This is a genomic window from Providencia sp. M-27, from assembly GCF_011077905.1.
Lineage (GTDB): Bacteria > Pseudomonadota > Gammaproteobacteria > Enterobacterales > Enterobacteriaceae > Providencia > Providencia huaxiensis.
Genome location: NZ_JAALBT010000002.1, coordinates 414,936 through 431,950, shown reverse-complemented (window position 1 = coordinate 431,950; position 17,015 = coordinate 414,936). Strand labels below are relative to the sequence as shown.

14 protein-coding genes are annotated in these 17,015 nt (G+C 39.7%); 3 read left to right on the top strand and 11 right to left on the bottom strand.

Going from position 1 to position 17,015, the window contains the following annotated elements; all coding sequences use genetic code 11:
• Nucleotides 1–32 precede the first annotated feature (32 nt).
• The 4 genes from G6Q48_RS05390 to G6Q48_RS05375 form a co-directional block, all read right to left on the bottom strand.
• Entirely contained in the window at nt 33–2,315 is a 2,283-nt protein-coding gene (locus G6Q48_RS05390) for an FdhF/YdeP family oxidoreductase (protein WP_166264863.1), read from the bottom strand.
• Nucleotides 2,316–2,605: 290 nt separating this feature from the next.
• Entirely contained in the window at nt 2,606–2,905 is a 300-nt protein-coding gene (locus G6Q48_RS05385; RefSeq protein ID WP_102138733.1) for a DUF333 domain-containing protein, read from the bottom strand.
• Nucleotides 2,906–2,950: 45 nt separating this feature from the next.
• Complete coding sequence (locus G6Q48_RS05380) at nt 2,951–3,283, bottom strand: DMT family transporter (RefSeq protein ID WP_102138671.1); 333 nt, start codon at nt 3,281–3,283, stop codon at nt 2,951–2,953.
• Nucleotides 3,284–3,390: 107 nt separating this feature from the next.
• Nucleotides 3,391–4,590 carry a sugar transporter gene (locus tag G6Q48_RS05375; protein ID WP_166264860.1) on the bottom strand — a complete coding sequence of 400 codons (1,200 nt, stop codon included), beginning with the start codon at nt 4,588–4,590 and terminating at the stop codon, nt 3,391–3,393.
• Between the two features lie 369 nt (nt 4,591–4,959).
• Here G6Q48_RS05375 and G6Q48_RS05370 point away from each other — a divergent pair, with 369 nt between their 5' ends.
• The gene (locus G6Q48_RS05370) at nt 4,960–5,181 is read left to right on the top strand and encodes a DUF2594 family protein (protein ID WP_102138673.1); all 222 of its coding nucleotides are present in this window, start codon (nt 4,960–4,962) and stop codon (nt 5,179–5,181) included.
• Between the two features lie 177 nt (nt 5,182–5,358).
• Here G6Q48_RS05370 and G6Q48_RS05365 read toward each other — a convergent pair whose 3' ends face one another.
• From G6Q48_RS05365 to G6Q48_RS05335, 7 genes are all read right to left on the bottom strand, one after another.
• A complete protein-coding gene (locus tag G6Q48_RS05365) occupies nt 5,359–5,637 on the bottom strand; it encodes a hypothetical protein (RefSeq protein WP_166264857.1) in 279 nt (92 codons plus the stop codon).
• Between the two features lie 199 nt (nt 5,638–5,836).
• Complete coding sequence (locus tag G6Q48_RS05360) at nt 5,837–7,219, bottom strand: alanine/glycine:cation symporter family protein (RefSeq protein WP_102138675.1); 1,383 nt, start codon at nt 7,217–7,219, stop codon at nt 5,837–5,839.
• Nucleotides 7,220–7,565: 346 nt separating this feature from the next.
• Nucleotides 7,566–8,447 (bottom strand): protease HtpX, encoded by an 882-nt coding sequence (gene htpX, locus G6Q48_RS05355; RefSeq protein WP_166264854.1) that lies wholly within the window; start codon nt 8,445–8,447, stop codon nt 7,566–7,568.
• Between the two features lie 419 nt (nt 8,448–8,866).
• Complete coding sequence (locus G6Q48_RS05350) at nt 8,867–9,658, bottom strand: cell envelope biogenesis protein TolA (RefSeq protein WP_166264851.1); 792 nt, start codon at nt 9,656–9,658, stop codon at nt 8,867–8,869.
• A 284-nt stretch (nt 9,659–9,942) separates the two neighbouring features.
• The gene (gene prc, locus G6Q48_RS05345) at nt 9,943–11,985 is read right to left on the bottom strand and encodes a carboxy terminal-processing peptidase (protein WP_102138677.1); all 2,043 of its coding nucleotides are present in this window, start codon (nt 11,983–11,985) and stop codon (nt 9,943–9,945) included.
• Nucleotides 11,986–12,004: 19 nt separating this feature from the next.
• On the bottom strand, nt 12,005–12,694 hold the full coding sequence (gene proQ / locus G6Q48_RS05340) for an RNA chaperone ProQ (RefSeq protein WP_102138678.1): 690 nt from the start codon (nt 12,692–12,694) through the stop codon (nt 12,005–12,007).
• A 110-nt stretch (nt 12,695–12,804) separates the two neighbouring features.
• Nucleotides 12,805–13,287: a GAF domain-containing protein gene (locus tag G6Q48_RS05335; RefSeq protein WP_102138679.1), complete on the bottom strand. Its 483-nt coding sequence runs from the start codon at nt 13,285–13,287 to the stop codon at nt 12,805–12,807.
• Between the two features lie 132 nt (nt 13,288–13,419).
• Here G6Q48_RS05335 and yebS point away from each other — a divergent pair, with 132 nt between their 5' ends.
• Nucleotides 13,420–14,646: a membrane integrity lipid transport subunit YebS gene (gene yebS, locus G6Q48_RS05330; RefSeq protein ID WP_166264848.1), complete on the top strand. Its 1,227-nt coding sequence runs from the start codon at nt 13,420–13,422 to the stop codon at nt 14,644–14,646.
• Nucleotides 14,621–16,960 (top strand): PqiB family protein, encoded by a 2,340-nt coding sequence (locus G6Q48_RS05325; RefSeq protein ID WP_166264845.1) that lies wholly within the window; start codon nt 14,621–14,623, stop codon nt 16,958–16,960. The genes yebS and G6Q48_RS05325 overlap by 26 nt, the downstream gene beginning before the upstream one ends.
• Nucleotides 16,961–17,015: the final 55 nt, after the last annotated feature.

Below are 17,015 nucleotides of genomic sequence, written 5' to 3'. Positions count from 1 at the left end.
CAACATTTGGGGTTTCTAAAACTTAAATCTGTTTATTGAATAACTCGTTCTAATTTCACGGGAATATTTTTATACGCAGGAATACCACATTGCGGGTCGAAATTATCTAACGAAATTAGATTATTAGCTTCAGGGAAATAAGTAGCAACGCTGCGGTCTGCCATATCATAAATCACGACAGTGAGGTTATCTAAACGGCGTTTTGTCGGTTTCTGCTCACGATCTAATGCAATGAGATTAACTTTATCCCCCGCCTCTAACTTCTGTTTTTGGGCTTCTGCACCACTGATGAAAACAACATCTCGCTGCCCAAACACACCACGGTATCGGTCATTTAACCCATAAATTGTTGTATTGTACTGATCATGGCTACGCAATGTCGCCAAAATCAATTCGCTATTTACCGCTGAATTCGGGTCTTCAATAACGCCCTCTGTCGGTACAAAGTTAGCTTTACCTGATTGAGTTAACCAACGACGCTCAGAAGCAGCGTTAGTCAGATGGAACCCTCCAGGTATTTTAATACGTGCGTTATAATCATCAAAACCAGGCAGTACCGCTTCCATCGCATCGCGGATCAAGTCGTAATTACCGATAAAATCATCCCATTCAACTTTACTCTGCGGTATTGCCGCTTTCGCTATCCCTGCAACAATCGCACACTCGGATTTAAGATAAGGGCTACAAGGTTTAAGTAAACCTTTTGATGCGTGAACCATCGACATGGAGTCTTCTACCGTAACGCATTGCACACCACTGCTTTGTCTATCTATTTCACTACGCCCTAATACAGGTAATATGAATGTCTGCTTAGCGGTTAATAAATGAGAACGATTTAGTTTCGTTGCTGTATGGACGGCTAGATCAAGCTTTTTCATACCTGAAAAACAAGCGTCTCTATCTGGCATTGCAACTGCTAAGTTTCCACCCATACAAATTAACGCATTGGCTTTTCCTTCAGAAATCGCTTGCATACTAGCCACTGCTGCATGGCCAAATTCACTTGGTGGTTTAAAACCAAATCGTTGTTCAATTTTGTCTAAAAAGCTTTTTGACGGTTTCTCTGTAATGCCAACCGTTCTGTCACCCTGAACATTCGAATGGCCGCGCAATGGGCAAATACCCGCACCTTCGCGGCCAATATTACCTTTTAGTAGCAGTAAATTAACGAGTTGCTGCACATTTTGCGTACCATGTTCGTGCTGAGTGATCCCCATGCCATAACAAATAATGGTACTTTTTGCCTCAATATAAAGGTCGGCAATCTCTTCAATAGACTCACGAGGTAAACCAGAAACCCTCAAGATATCTTTCCAGCTTGTTGTCTGTAAGTCATTTTTTAAAGCTTCATAACCCTGTGTATGAGTTGATATGAACTCAGTATCAAGAATAGGTTCTTTTCCTGCGTCCACAGCGGCTTGGTGCTTTTCAATCAACAACTTCATGACACCTTTAAGTAAAGCTGTGTCTCCACCGATACGAACCTTATAATAGTGCCCTGCTAAAGGTGTAGACTCTAGCGTTAGCATTTCTACCACGTCTTGCGGGTAGGCAAAACGCTCAAGACCGCGTTCTCTCAAAGGATTTATTGCAATGATTTTTGCGCCGCGTTTAGAAACTTCGCGCAATGAACTCAACATCCTTGGATGGTTAGTCCCTGGGTTATGGCCTATACAAATAACTAAGTCCGCTTTATCAAAATCGTCTAACAATACTGTCGCTTTACCGACACCAATGGAATCAGCAAGACCAACACTCGTTGGCTCATGGCACATATTTGAACAATCAGGGAAATTATTTGTTCCATATTCACGAGCCAGCAATTGATATAAGAATGCGGCTTCATTTGAAGTTCGACCGGAGGTATAAAATTCAACAGTATTTGGGTCTGAATAACTTTGTAAACGCGTACCTATTTGCTGAAAGGCCTCTTCCCATTCGATAGGTTCATATTTATCGGTTTGTGAATTATATTTCATCGGGTGAGTTAAACGACCTTCATCCTCTAAATGGAAGTCATCCCACTCAAGTAATTCTGTAACGGTGTATTTAGAAAAAAATTCCGGAGTTGTTTTTTTAGATGTCGCTTCCCAAGCAATTGCTTTTGCCCCATTCTCACAAATATCAAATGACGCTGTGTGTACAGGATCAGGCCACGCGCAGCCAGGGCAGTCAAAACCGTCCACCTTATTCATTTCAAACATCGCAATGATATCGTGCCCGACTTTCATTTGGCCGCGTAGCGCTTCTGCAACTGCTTTTACAGCCCCCCAACCTGCAGCGGGGCCATCATACTCTTCAATTTTCTTTTTCATTAGGCATTACTCTTTAATAAATGTAAACGTCTTTATATGTGCTTTTATAATTATCTAAAATATTCTTTATTATTTAATATTAGTAATTTCGTCGTTAAATATCAATAATTAAAATAAACACCTAAATAGATGCTCATAATTAGATGGCCTATATATGATTAATAAAAAACATAATTAATAAAATGAAATATAGGAATATTAAAATAGAATAGATTAGAATGGGAATATAGCGTTAATTAACCTCTTATTAATAATTAATAGGAGGTTAATTAACTTCATAAAAAGAAGAGTTATATGCAAGAGCCCGATTGTATAATGTCAACAGCACAACGTTTACCATTCGCAAATTGACATACGGCAGTTTGTGAACCATTTAATTCTAATGTCAATGCAGGTAAGCCCCCCGCTGACACACAAGCTTCTTGCGCACCGGGCCCTAAATTGACCACTTGCTGGGCATACTGACTCGCGGAATGTTCCACAGACTTATCTACGTTTGAGCTACCACACGCAGATAGCATGACAGATATCACCCCAGCAAGTGACATTGCTATTACTGGTTTTAAAAATTGACTAACCCGATGCCTCATTTTTGTTTCCCCAATCATGCTGCCTGAATATCCTGCACCAACGGTTTAGTGCCCACCACTTTTTGAAAATAAATTGATGACTAAGACACCAATAATAATTAATAGCATACCAATAATTGCAGGTAAATCGAGTTTTTGGTTGTAAATATAAATTGCAGCGATGGAAACCAACACAATTCCCAAACCTGACCAAATTGCATAAGCAATACCTAATGGCATGGTTTTCACCACCTGTGAAAGCCCCCAAAAAGAGACTGCATAACCGATAATAACAATCAAAGACGGCCAAAAACGACTAAAACCATCAGATGCTTTTAATGTTGTCGTTGCAATGACTTCAGCAATAATAGACATCAATAAAAAACCTAGACCCTTCATTGTCTTTCCTTATTATTAGAATGAGTTACTCAGGTAACAACAAAAAAGCTCTGTTTATCATTAAAATAACACAGAGCTTTCATCTTTACGTCATAATGAAATGCGAGTTAGTGATTTGCAGCAGCGCCTATTCTATCGCTAAGGGTGTCACTATAGCGCCTGAATAAATAGACACATAACGCGAAAGCTATAAGACCAATCACACCACCAATGTAACCAATCTGAGTCATCCCCATATGGACAATAACTTGATTACCTAGCAGCGCCCCTGCACCAATACCGATGTTGAAAATTCCAGAGAAAATTGACATTGCCAAATCGGTGGCATCTGGAGATAAATCAATCACCTTAACTTGCATCCCTAAACCAATGCACATCATTGCCATTCCCCAGAACACGGATAACATCACCAAAGACCAAACATCTCTGCCTAATGGCATCAGCAATAATAAACAAATCGTCATAAATGCGATTGCTGCGGGTAAGAATGATAATGAAAACTTGCTGCTGTAGCGACTGAATATGACGCTGCCAACAATACCAGCTCCACCAAAAATCAGCAGGAGTAAAGTTGCAAAATTTTGGCTTTGTAATGCAACTTCTCGAACAAAAGGCTCAATATAACTGTAAGCCGTAAAATGTGCGGTTACTGCTAACACCGTTAATGCAAACATTCCAACGAGTGCCGGCCGTTGAAATAGCATAGGCACACTTTTTAACGAACCGGAATGTTCACTTGGTAACCGAGGTAAAAAACGGATCAAGACAACCATAGTAAACAATGCAATAACACCGATACCTAAGAATGTCGCTCGCCAACCTAAGAATTGCCCAACCACTCGGCCAAGAGGAAGACCTAATACTGTCGCTAATGCAGTCCCCGTCGCTAATAATCCAAGTGCTTGAGCTTTTTTACCTGCGGGGGCAACCCGAATAGCCAACGATGCCGTAATTGACCAAAATACAGCATGAGATAAAGCCACACCAATACGTCCTGCAATTAAAATATCAAAACTCCATGCAAAACCAGAAATAATATGGCTAAGAATAAAGATAACAAATAAGAAGCCTAATAATTTACGGCGCTCTATTTTACTGGTTAATAACATTAAAGGTAGCGACATCAAAGCCACAACCCACGCATAGATTGTTATCATCAAACCAGTATGTGCGACCGTCATATCAAAGCTTTTTGCAATATCACTGAGTAATGCAACAGGTACAAACTCTGTTGTATTAAAAACAAATGCAGCAACCGCTAATGCTATTACACGGATCCAAGCTGTTTTTCTAGAAACTTGCGTCATATTTCTTTTAGCCTTCACTTTCCCACAAATAACAGATACCAACAGCTTAATTGGATGTAAAAATTGCTGCAAAAAGACATTGGTATTTAGTACAGGATTGAGTCGTTACTGAGCAACCTCTGTTGCCAATAACTCTTTTTGTGAATTGTATCACAATTTTTTATTGTTCATAAAGACTCCTTCCTACCTACTGGCAAGAAAAACAGCGGGCCTAGTAATTATTAGCGCCTCCTACATCCTATTTAATCGTTCGTTCAAATTTAACGCATTAATCTGAATATTTATAACATTCAGTTATCTGAAAACACATAGTATTACTTTCTATGCTACAATCTTGCTATTATTTTTTATGCTTAAAGGACCTTTTTAATGAAAAACCATTTTCCTACTGAACCTAACGTTAATACTTTAGCGGATGAAGTTACTTGTCTAAAAAATTTATTGACGCATATGTTGAAAGCTATCGGCCAAGCTGATGCAGGTAAAATTTTAATCAAGATGCAACGTGAAATTGCACAAATGGAAGACGAAAAACAGGCAGAAACCTATAAAAACACGTTAGAACAAATAAAAACAGGGTATCGCCAATAGATTATTTAGCGATAAATGCTATTTTAAGGATATATATACTATTGAGTGGTTTAAACTGCACAAATAACTAAGTTTTAATCATGAAAATCATCTATCTTTGTTCATGAATTAAACCATTCTTTATTCATTTAGCTCCCCCTTCAGAACCCTATGAAGGGGGCTTTTTTTTTCTACAACTTATGCATTATTCCGCTTATAAATATCTTGGCAATGCTGAATATATTCATCAACTGTCGTATCAGCGGTTTGTTTATCCCAGTTTTTCTGCTCTTCAAAAGCCCACACTTGAAATGTTTGCCCTAAGTTAGCCCCTGACATGCCAACTTGCTTATAGACTCGATGGTAAAAACCTTGCTCAGAATGATAGATCTCAAATTTAAATGGAACTAACCTAGCGGGGTTTGTCGTTGTCAAAAATTCATTACCAAACAATAACGTTTTCTCCAGAATATCCATTCTATCCCCTTGTTTAATTTATAAAATACGCATGGTTTACAACTTCTCTTCTAAGCATAGCGCATTTAACGCCATTCCGTAATTTTACCGATAAAAATAGATGATTTATATATTACCCATCGATAAGCTTTATGAATAAGAGGGGGATATTGAAGAAATAATAAGCTTCATCATTAAAATGAAGCTTATTATCAATCGATTATGATTTATTGTCGTACAACTGTTTTGCCATATCAATGCTATCTGCGTTCACATCTTTTATATGGTCTCGTGTTAACCGATAAACAACAGGGCTTAAAAGTAACAGAGCAATTAAATTAGGGATCGCCATCATAGCATTTAGTGTATCCGCTAATAACCAAACAAAATCAAGTGATTGCGTTGCACCAATTGGTAAAGCTATTAACCATAAAACTCGGTACGGTTTTATTGCTCGCAACCCGAATAAATATTGCACACATTTTTCGCCATAGAAACTCCAACCCAAAATGGTGGTGAATGCAAATATGGCTAATGCAATAGCAACAATGTAATTTCCACCTGGAATGGCTGTTTGGAATGATGATGCGGTTAGTGTCGCTCCGGTTTCACTGGTCAGCCAGCCACCAGTAATAATGATGGTTAATCCTGTAACAGAACACACAATGATAGTGTCAATGAATGTCCCTAACATCGCAATAAGCCCTTGGCGAATAGGATTTTGTGTTTTTGCAGCAGCGTGGGCGATAGGTGCACTTCCCAAACCCGCTTCATTGGAAAACACGCCTCGTGCAACCCCAAAACGTATTGCAGCCCATACCGCCGCACCTGCAAACCCACCTTGAGCAGCGACAGGGTTAAAAGCTGAGGTCACGACCAAAGAGAGCGCACCTGGGATCTCCTTAAAATAGATACCAAGCACAATGACACCTGCGCCAAAATAAGCCACAGTCATAAATGGGACAAGTTTTCCTGCAACATCAGAGATACGTCGTAATCCACCAATCAATACCGCACCGACTAATAAAACTAATACCCCCGCCGTCAACCATTTATGCACACCAAAGTTACTTTCTAGTACATCTGCAACAGAGTTGGCTTGTACCGTATTTCCGATACCAAAGCTAGCACATGCACCGAAAAAGGCAAACAGCGTTCCTAACCAAATCCATTTAGGGCCTAACCCATTTTTAATGTAGTACATTGGGCCACCAATATACTGGCCATATTTATCCACTTCACGAAAACGAACTGCTAACACGGCTTCGGAGTACTTAGTTGCCATTCCGACCAAAGCCGTCATCCACATCCAAAATAACGCGCCAGGCCCTCCCATGACGACCGCAGTTGCGACCCCAGCTATATTCCCCGTGCCAATCGTTGCCGATAACGCTGTCATTAATGCGTTAAAAGGTGATATTTGCCCCTCACCTCGTGACTCATTCTTTTGAAACAATAACTTAAAGCCTGTTCCAATTTTTCTTATCGGTAGGAATGCAAGCCGAATTTGCATATAAATGCCAACGCCTAAGATCCCAACAAGCATTGGTACTCCCCACACCACACCATTTAGTTCACTTAACCACGTCGTTATCAAATCCATCCTACCCCCAATTAATTCATATCAATTAACATATCAATAAAATTCATAACATTTCCTTATCAATCTAATAAAGATTAAAAGTAGAATAAAAGCGAACAAAATTTCTAAAATTCATCATTTAAAATAAAAGATTGTGAGTAAGCTCACTTGTGATTTATCAATTGCAGTTATAAATACAATTAATTGCGAGTCGTCATTAAAATTGAGTTAATTGAATATGGGTTGATATTTTTGAGGGAATATGTGTCACATACTGTTTCAATAAAAAAGCCCAGTAATTAAACAATTACTGGGCAGATACTAAAGTTATTGTCTACTTAAAGCTAACTTTAGACGATTATTTAGGCTACTTTAAATATTCACCTGAACGTAATGCTTCGATACGTTTGTCTAATGGTGGGTGCGATAAAAATAATTCACTGAATGCTTTACCACGACCATTGATACAAAATGCCATCAAACGACCTTCTTCTTGTGGTTCATAGCTCGTTTTCAACCGTTGCAATGCCGCTATCATCTTTTCACGCCCCACTAATTTTGCCGAGCCAGCATCCGCGTGGAACTCACGGTAACGAGAGAACCACATAGTAATGATGCTCGCCAAAATACCAAAGACAATTTCAAGTACCATGGAAACCGCAAAATAGACCATTGGGTTACCATTGCTACTTTCACTTTCGTTATCACTGTTGGACATAAAACCTGCCGCAACCTGTGCAATAATACGTGAAATAAAGATAACGAACGTGTTCACCACACCTTGCAATAAGGTCATCGTTACCATGTCGCCATTTGCGATATGGCTAATTTCATGAGCAATTACAGCTTCAGCTTCATCACGGCTCATATTTTCTAATAACCCGGTACTCACCGCGACAAGCGAAGCATCACGGCGCGCGCCCGTAGCAAACGCATTGATATCTGGTGCATGATAAATAGCCACTTGTGGCATCTTAATACCAACTTGTTGTGCTTGGCGCTCAACGGTTGATACTAACCACTGTTCCATTTGGTTACGTGGCGTTTCGATAACCTCACCGCCCACTGATTTCAGAGCCATCCATTTGGACATTAATAGTGATATGAAAGCACCACCAAAACCAAACAGACCAGCCATGATCATAAGACCTTGGACACTACTCCCTCTGATCCCAGTTAAACTTAGGATTATCCCAAACACAAACATAACTGCTAAGTTTGTGAGTAAGAATAAAGCAATTCTCATCATTTTTTATGTATTCCTTGGTAAAAACAAATATACGTAGAATTTACTTTATAAATAAGGTTTTTTCACACTTTTTCAAGTGCATTAACGCGAAAACCCTAAAAAATAACATAACTTTACATAGCTACATGCAAAACTCATTGGTATCTGCTAATTAAATGATAACTTTTGATGGTGAAGTTTTTAACCATTTGTTTTTTAAGGTTCATTTTATAACCATTTAAATTTAAAGTTATTTTTCATTGAAACGATAAAGCTAGTTTGTCAATCACCAAAAACAATTTAGTGTATTTATCTATCTTATCATCCACTTTGCTTGTCAAATGAATGAATATTCAATCTTACTTTTATTTTATTAAAAAATAATGCCACATTAAGTGGCACTATTATGTTTTATTGTAATTTGCAGTTTTATTTTCGAACTAATTAGTTTTCTCTTTAGTCGATTTTGTTGCTTTCTCTTTTACGGCTTTTGCAGATTCTTTGTCTGCAGCTTTAGATGCTTTCTCTTTTGCGGCTTTTGCCGATTCTTTGTCTGCAGCTTTAGATGCTTTCTCTTTTGCGGCTTTTGCCGATTCTTTGTCTGCAGCTTTAGATGCTTTCTCTTTTGCGGCTTTTGCCGATTCTTTGTCTGCAGCTTTAGATGCTTTCTCTTTTGCGGCTTTTGCCGATTCTTTGTCTGCAGCTTTAGATGCTTTCTCTTTTGCGGCTTTTGCCGATTCTTTGTCTGCAGCTTTAGATGCTTTCTCTTTTACGGCTTTTGCCGATTCTTTGTCTGTCCCTTTACTAACTTTATCTTTTACGTCTTTAACTTCTTTATCCGCAGCTTTGCTAGCCTTCTCTTTTACTGTCTTAGCTGTGCCAGATGCTTTATCACTTGCCTTGTCTGCTTTATCAGAAACGGTTTTACTGGCTTTGTCACTACTGTTTTTTATTGGGTCAGAAACCGATGATTTACTTGATTGCTTGACAACGCCTGCGCCAATCACCGCTCCAGCCGCTTTCGCTTTACTGTTAATATCGTTTTTTAATTCTATCGTACACACTTGCTCTGAACGGCTTGTTGACCCGTCATTACAGATAAACTTCTCCCCGTCACAACGGTCAATTCCTCCTTTACTTCCAGAACAAGGGTAATTTCTTGCATTCGCTGTATTAATAGATGCAACCATCATCACACTAACAGCCATTAATCCTATAAATAATTTACGCATGGTAATGCCTCATTGATAAGGAAACTATACCAAAAGTTTAGGATAAATTAAGTAAAGGTAAAGAAACCTATAGTTAATTATTAATTTCAGTTAGTCATTTTAAAAAATAAAGTAAACAAAGCATAAAACTGCATTAATTTGGGGACTATTTACTAAAAATATCAAATTAACAATACATTAATGTTTAGCTTATATTTTGCGATAGCTATTAAGATGGTACAGGAAAACTTAAAAAATTAAGCCAGCTTAGGCGCTGGCTTAATTTGACAAATAATAAGAGGAAATTATTTATTATTTGATAATAACTTAGTATGTTGATTCGCTAAATCGACCGCCATTTTAACCGTTTCATCGAGGTATGGATCTGGCCCTTCGTAATCTTTAGGTAAATCATCAATTGATTTCAATAATGGTTTACCTTCTCGAGTATTACGTTCATTTATACGTTTCAATTTTGTCGCTTCAATTTCTGAATCTTCTTTTTGTCGCTCAGCATAGTTGAGTGAAATACGATTCTTACTCTCTTTGTTAACTTTATAGCGCGCAATATCTTCATCAATATAGTTGAACTCAGGGTCTTTGCTAATACGCGCCAAATGCTGCGTTTTTATTGGCGATAAATCAGAAGAAACATCACCAACAGGCGTATATTTTGCCGGTGGAATGCTATCCCATGGCAATGCGTTGTCCTCAAAACTTTCACCTGTTTCAGCTGGATCCTGGCCTGTAGGCATGACCACATCAGGAGTCACCCCTTCACGCTGTGTACTTCCACCATTAACTCGGTAAAATTTCTGAATGGTATACTGAACGGAACCTAATGAAGGCCATTCTGGTTTTAGCATTTGATCGTAAACACGACTTAAACCACGGTGTTGCTGAACGGTTCCCTTACCAAAAGTCGGTTCACCGACAATCATCGCCCTACCGTAATCTTGCATTGCCGCAGCAAAGATCTCTGATGCGGATGCACTAAAGCGGTCGACTAAAACAACAAGAGGACCTTTATAGTAAACAACGTCATCATCATCGATATCTTGGCGAACTTGGCCGTTATTATCACGAACTTGCACAATTGGCCCTTTCGGAATGAACAAGCCAGATAAAGAAACCGCTTCGGTTAATGCGCCACCACCATTACCGCGTAAATCGATAACCAATGCGGAAACATTATCTTTTGCCAAGTTTTGTAATTGGGTTTTAACATCATTTGTTAAGCCAACATAAAAACCAGGAATATCTAAAACAGCAACTTTATCTTTACCTTGCTGTTTGATTGTCAGCTTGACCGCTCGGTCTTCTAGCCGGATCTGCTCCCGAACTATGGTGACAATATGTGGCTTCGCCCCTTTAGTATCAGAAACGACTTCTAACCGAACTTTGCTTCCTTTCGGGCCTTTGATTAAAGCAACCACATCATCAAGGCGCCAGCCAACCACATCAACAATCGGTTTACCCGTTTGACCTACACCGATAATTTTATCACCAACTTTTAGCTCTTTACTTTTAGCCGCAGGGCCTCCAGCAACTAACGAGTTGATAACTGTATTTTCGTCATCTTGCTGTAATACCGCACCAATTCCTTCTAATGATAAACTCATTTCTGAATTGAATTGTTCTGTATTACGAGGCGATAAATAACTTGTGTGCGGATCGATTTCACGAGCGAAAGAGTTAACGATCAATTGAAACACATCTTCACTTTGCGCTTGCGTTAAACGCCTCAACGCAAAGTTATAACGCTTTGTCAGTTTCTCTTTGATTTCTTTGTCATCTTTCCCTGATAGTTTTAAATTCAACCAGTCATAACGCACTTTTTGGTCCCAAAGACGATCAAGCTCTTGCTTGTCTTTGGGCCATGGTGATTTAGAGCGGTCAACTTCAATTGAATCAGTCGCATTTAAATCGATGGGTTGCTCTAAACGAGCTAGTGCATATTTAAAACGCTCGAAACGTCTTTCCTGAGACAGGTTATACAGGTCATAAAACGGATCTAATTTGCCATCCTCAAGCCATTGACCGACTTTGCCTTTATCTTTGGCGTATTGGTCAATATCGGATTGAAGTAAAACATTATGACCGAAATCTAACATATTAAGATAACGGTCAAATATCTTCCCAGAAAACGCATTGTCTAAATCAAATTGACGATAATGTGAGCGAGTAAACCGAGATGTGACTCTTTCACTCACTGTACCGTGTTGTACATTCTGTTTTAAGACAGGTAACTGAGCCGCAGTGACCGGAGCCACTGCTTGAGTATTAGCGACTGCACTGCCGAAAGTCGCTAGACTAACCACCAGTGCAATTTTAAGAAGTTTGTTCATGACCTGATTGACCTCCGTATCAGAACTTTAAATGTTCCGCGCGTACAATCATTGCCAGCCCTGTTGGCAATTGAACCCTAACACCGTCTTTTGCAATTTCCAGCACAGAGGCGTCCATCACACTAGTGCCCACTTTCACTTTCAAAGTTTGGCCAATCTGTAGTGCGTTGATATCAGTCACTGATTTCAGTTTTTGCTCTGGAGCTGGTGTATTACGACGAGAGTTCTTAGATGATGTATTTTGCGGACGTTCTTTATTCTCTGTTGGACGGCGGCGAGGTGCTCTTTCTTTAGTTGCATCTTGAGTACGCGGTGTTTTTTCACCCGTTTTTTGTGCAACTGGGCGTTTTTGTGCTTTCTGTTCAGCACGTTGTGCTTGAACGCGAGCTTTAGCCTCAGATAATTGTTGGCGCGCATGAGCAATATGTTCTGCGTCTAATTCGCCACAATCTTCACCGTTTAGGTCAACGCGTTTAGCGCCCTCTTTAACACCGTAAAGATAACGCCAGCTAGAAGTATACATGCGTAATGCAGAACGCAGTTGCGTTTTGCTAATACCATCTTCTTCTTTTAAGCACCCTACGATGTCTTGAAAAATTCCGACTTTTAACGGACGTGCTTCGCCTTCAGCGATAAAACAGCGAGGAAAACGCTCTGCTAGAAATGCGATAACTTCTTTACTACTATTCAACTTAGGTTGATTTTCCATGAAATTTCCTGATAACAACGATTTTGCCAACCTCACGGGCATGAACAAGCCGACATTATAATCGTGTTGCTGACAATTGCCACGTTACTATTAATTTAACTGACCATTATTTAATGATATTTAGGCATAGAACACATTGCCAAGTGTTGACACAACTGGCTTACAAGGTGTTGTAACCCTTTTTCGTCTTCCTGGTCGAACTGGCTAATATTTGGGCTATCGATATCTAAAACCCCGATAGTTTGCCCATTAACTACCAAAGGAAAGACAATTTCTGCGTTACTTGCTGCATCACAGGCAATATGACCTGGGAATGCATGTACATCTTCTATACGCTGAACTTGGTTATTGCTAAAGGCTGTTCCACAAACGCCTTTACCAAAAGGGATCCGAACACATGCAACTTTACCTTGGAAAGGACCCAACACTAATTCTTGCCCATTACTGAGATAAAAACCAGCCCAGTTAACACCTTCTAAACATTCATATAATAATGCGCTGGTATTTGCTAAGGTTGCAATTAAATCATACTCACCTGCAAGTAGAGCAGAGAGATTGTCTGAAAGTTCAAGATAATACTTCTTTTTATCCATAATTATTTCTTGTAATAATCAAGCAATTAATCAAATATTTGTAAGCGTAGCCCTAAGATTACCAATTTGTCACTTTGAGGTAAATTCTTTTACACTAGATTACATCTAGGTAACCACCTAAAATGAGTCAATATGAGCCACACTAATCACACTGATTTGCTTTTTCAACGCTGTAATCATTGCAATCAGAAGCTACTAACGCCTCAATTCAGCATACGGCAAGTCGTTGTTTGCCCTCGCTGTTTTAGCCAACTTAATGATGGGCGATCTTGGTCACTTAATCGTTTATCAATACTGGCTATCACATTATTGATGCTTGCCCCCATTGCATTTTGGCAACCTCTCATTTCTATTCATTTATTAGGAAGCCAAATCAACGCAAATGTCATTGAAGGTATTCGCTTAATTAATCAACAAGGGGACCCATTTACCGCCAGTATAGTGGCTTTTTGTGCTATTGCTGCCCCCTTATTATTACCAATTTTAATTTTATTGTTACCTATTGGTCAGCGCATCAATTTGAATCTCCGGCCGATCCTTTTAGTGCTTGGACATATCAAAGAGTGGGTTATGTTAGATGTTTACCTGATAGCATTGGGTATTGCCGCCATTAAAATGCAAGATTACGCGAGTGTATTTATTGGCCATGGCTTAGTCGCTTTTATTACCATGTCTATTCTCAGCTTATTAATTCTCATCCATATGAACCTAGATGAGTTATGGCACAAGTTTTATCCCACTAATAATAAAGAAGCGCAAGATAGCACACTAGCCTGCACTGCCTGTCATTACACTGGGCCTGCGAATTGGAATGGGAAATGCAGACGATGCCATCGTCCTCTACATTTTCGGGAGCCTCATAGCTTACAAAAAACCTGGGCCGCACTAATTGCAGCCATGGTGTTATTATTTCCTGCTAATTTAATGCCAATTTCTATTTTTTATCTCAATGGACAGCGCTTAGAGGACACCATTTATTCTGGGGTCGTTTCTTTAATTGATACAGGCAACTGGCCAATAGCAATTATTGTATTCATCGCCAGTATACTAGTTCCATTTATTAAGATTATTATCATGATATTGCTACTGTTTTCTATCCATTTCAAAAGCAATACTGACCCTATTCTACGTATGAAATTACTTAAGTTTGTTTCATGGATTGGTCGTTGGTCCATGCTAGATTTATTTGTCATTGCTTTAATGATGACACTCGTTAATCGAGATCAGCTGATGTCTTTTACTATGGGGCCTGCTGCTCTGTATTTTGGTTCAGCCGTTATTTTAACTATTTTGGCTGTTGAGTGGTTAGATAGCCGTTTAATTTGGGATTCTTATGGAAAATCAAACCCCGCAAAATGAACCTTCTGAAGAAATATCAGAAGCCATATTACGTAAACGCAAGCAAATTTCGCCTTTCTGGCTGCTGCCTTTAGTCGCTATTTTCATTGCGGGCTGGCTTTTGTTTCAGCATTGGGTTGAACGAGGAACAGATATCACGATTGAGTTTACCTCTGCACCTGGTGTTGTCGCCAATCGAACGCCTATCCGATACCAAGGTGTTGAAGTTGGTTTAGTGCAATCTGTTGCTATCAGTAAAAATATGAAAACCATTATTGTGACCGCTAGTGTGAATAAAGACATGCGACCGGCTTTGAATTCGGGCACTAAATTTTGGTTAGTCACCCCCAAAGCATCATTGGCTGGCGTTTCTGGCCTTGATGCTCTGGTTGGTGGAAATTACATTGGCATGTTACCCAGCACAGGAACAGAGCAGTTCTCTTTTGTTGCACAAGATACGCCCCCACAACTCAATATTGATAAAGGTGAGTTACTTATTCACCTTACAGCTCCAGATCTAGGCTCATTGAATGAAAACTCCCCTATTTATTACCGGAAAGTGCCTGTTGGTTATATTTCGGACTACACTATTTTGCCTGATAACAAGGGTGTTTCCATTTCTGCGGTAGTAAAAAAGCCTTATGTTAACTTAGTCCGCAAAGAGAGCCAGTTTTGGAATGTATCAGGGCTTCAAGGCAATTTTGACCTTAAGTCTGGTGCCAGTCTAAAAATGGAAAGCCTTTCTGCAGTTATCAATGGCGCTATTGCCTTTGATTCACCGCAAAACAGCCCACAAGCAGAAGAAGGGCAACAATTTGTCCTACAAAGTAGCAAAAAGATAATCAAAACCGAAGAGGAAGACGGTAAATCCCCCCTTACGGTAGCACTTTGGGCACATGACACTTACGGTGTCGATAAAGGTCAACCGATTGTTTATAAAGGCATTCAAATTGGCGAGGTGTTACAGCGTCACTTGGCTACTGAGAAAGTCAATTTTAGTATCTTGATATATGATGAGTTCAAACACCTTGTGCGTGAAGATAGTAAATTTGTTGCTAATAGCCGGGTGGATATCCAATTAGGTCTTAATGGAGTGCAATTCCAAGGTGCTACTCCTCAAGAATGGTTAGATGGCGGCATCCATCTAATTGCAGGACAAAGTAAAGAGAAACTCCCCGAAACGTTTCCTTTATATCGTAGTGATGATAATGCAAAAGCGGGTATTTTAGGGGCTTTACCTCCCACCACTATCACCCTCAACACGACTACATTACCAGACATTCAAGCTGGCTCTGTTGTTCTTTATCGCCAATTTGCCGTCGGCAAAATCATTGCAATTAAACCGACCAAAGTCGGGTTTGCGATCAATGTAAATATCTCAAATGAATATCTTCATTTACTCACTGAGAACAGTGTGTTTTGGGCTGAAGGTGGCGCAAAAGTTCAACTTAATAGTAACGGTTTAACCGTTCAAGCGGCCCCTCTGAGCCGAGCCATTAGCGGTGCAATTAGCTTTGATAACCTTGATGGTAGCGTCGCCAATACTACTCGACAGCATACACTTTATCCAAATGAGACCTCTGCGAAAGCAATAGGAAGCATCATTACTCTGACAACATTTGATGCATCAAAACTCTCCGAAGGTATGCCAATCCGTTACTTAGGTATAAATATTGGCCAAATTGAATCATTAAAATTGTCATCTGATAAACGTGAAGTGCAAGCAAAGGCGATCCTATACCCTGAATATGTCAGTACTTTTACTAAACTAGGAAGTCGCTTCGCTGTTGTAACCCCTGAACTATCTCCCGCTGGTTTAAATAATTTAGATAGTATATTGCAACCATATATTAGCGCAGAACCGGGACGGAATAATAAAACCCGTTATCAGTTTGAATTACAAACCGCCAATATTACAGACTCGCGCTATCTCGACGGTTTAACTATTTACCTTGATGCTAGTGATGTCGGGGCCATTCAGGTTGGCACGCCTATTTTGTTTAGAGGATTAGAAGTCGGTGTCGTTACAGGTCTATATTTGGGAGAGCTTTCCGATCGCGTATATGTTGCAACACGTATTGGGAAGGAATACCAATATCTTATTCGCAGCAATACCGAGTTTTGGCAATCCTCCGGTTTTAATTTTTCCTTTGGCTTAACGGGTGGCGTTGCCAAAAGCGGAACGTTCAAACAGTTTGTGCGTGGTGGTATCTCCCTTGCAACACCGCCATCAGTGCCTTTAGCCCCACAAGCTAAACCTGAACAGCATTTCATCCTAAAATTAGAGCCCCCTAAAGATTACATGGCGTGGGGAACGTCTATCCCTAAAAAATAACCACTATTAGGGTGCATATTAACCACATATTGCACCCTTCCCTAACACACACCAT

What these genes read in the sequence shown, in the direction of transcription:
- htpX (WP_166264854.1), bottom strand. Translation starts at nt 8,447, where the DNA reads ATGATGAGAATTGCTTTATTCTTACTCACAAACTTAGCAGTTATGTTT.
- G6Q48_RS05375 (WP_166264860.1), bottom strand. Translation starts at nt 4,590, where the DNA reads ATGACGCAAGTTTCTAGAAAAACAGCTTGGATCCGTGTAATAGCATTA.
- G6Q48_RS05335 (WP_102138679.1), bottom strand. Translation starts at nt 13,287, where the DNA reads ATGGATAAAAAGAAGTATTATCTTGAACTTTCAGACAATCTCTCTGCT.
- G6Q48_RS05385 (WP_102138733.1), bottom strand. Translation starts at nt 2,905, where the DNA reads ATGAGGCATCGGGTTAGTCAATTTTTAAAACCAGTAATAGCAATGTCA.
- prc (WP_102138677.1), bottom strand. Translation starts at nt 11,985, where the DNA reads ATGAACAAACTTCTTAAAATTGCACTGGTGGTTAGTCTAGCGACTTTC.
- G6Q48_RS05365 (WP_166264857.1), bottom strand. Translation starts at nt 5,637, where the DNA reads ATGGATATTCTGGAGAAAACGTTATTGTTTGGTAATGAATTTTTGACA.
- yebS (WP_166264848.1), top strand. Translation starts at nt 13,420, where the DNA reads ATGAGCCACACTAATCACACTGATTTGCTTTTTCAACGCTGTAATCAT.
- G6Q48_RS05350 (WP_166264851.1), bottom strand. Translation starts at nt 9,658, where the DNA reads ATGCGTAAATTATTTATAGGATTAATGGCTGTTAGTGTGATGATGGTT.
- G6Q48_RS05370 (WP_102138673.1), top strand. Translation starts at nt 4,960, where the DNA reads ATGAAAAACCATTTTCCTACTGAACCTAACGTTAATACTTTAGCGGAT.
- proQ (WP_102138678.1), bottom strand. Translation starts at nt 12,694, where the DNA reads ATGGAAAATCAACCTAAGTTGAATAGTAGTAAAGAAGTTATCGCATTT.
- G6Q48_RS05380 (WP_102138671.1), bottom strand. Translation starts at nt 3,283, where the DNA reads ATGAAGGGTCTAGGTTTTTTATTGATGTCTATTATTGCTGAAGTCATT.
- G6Q48_RS05325 (WP_166264845.1), top strand. Translation starts at nt 14,621, where the DNA reads ATGGAAAATCAAACCCCGCAAAATGAACCTTCTGAAGAAATATCAGAA.
- G6Q48_RS05360 (WP_102138675.1), bottom strand. Translation starts at nt 7,219, where the DNA reads ATGGATTTGATAACGACGTGGTTAAGTGAACTAAATGGTGTGGTGTGG.
- G6Q48_RS05390 (WP_166264863.1), bottom strand. Translation starts at nt 2,315, where the DNA reads ATGAAAAAGAAAATTGAAGAGTATGATGGCCCCGCTGCAGGTTGGGGG.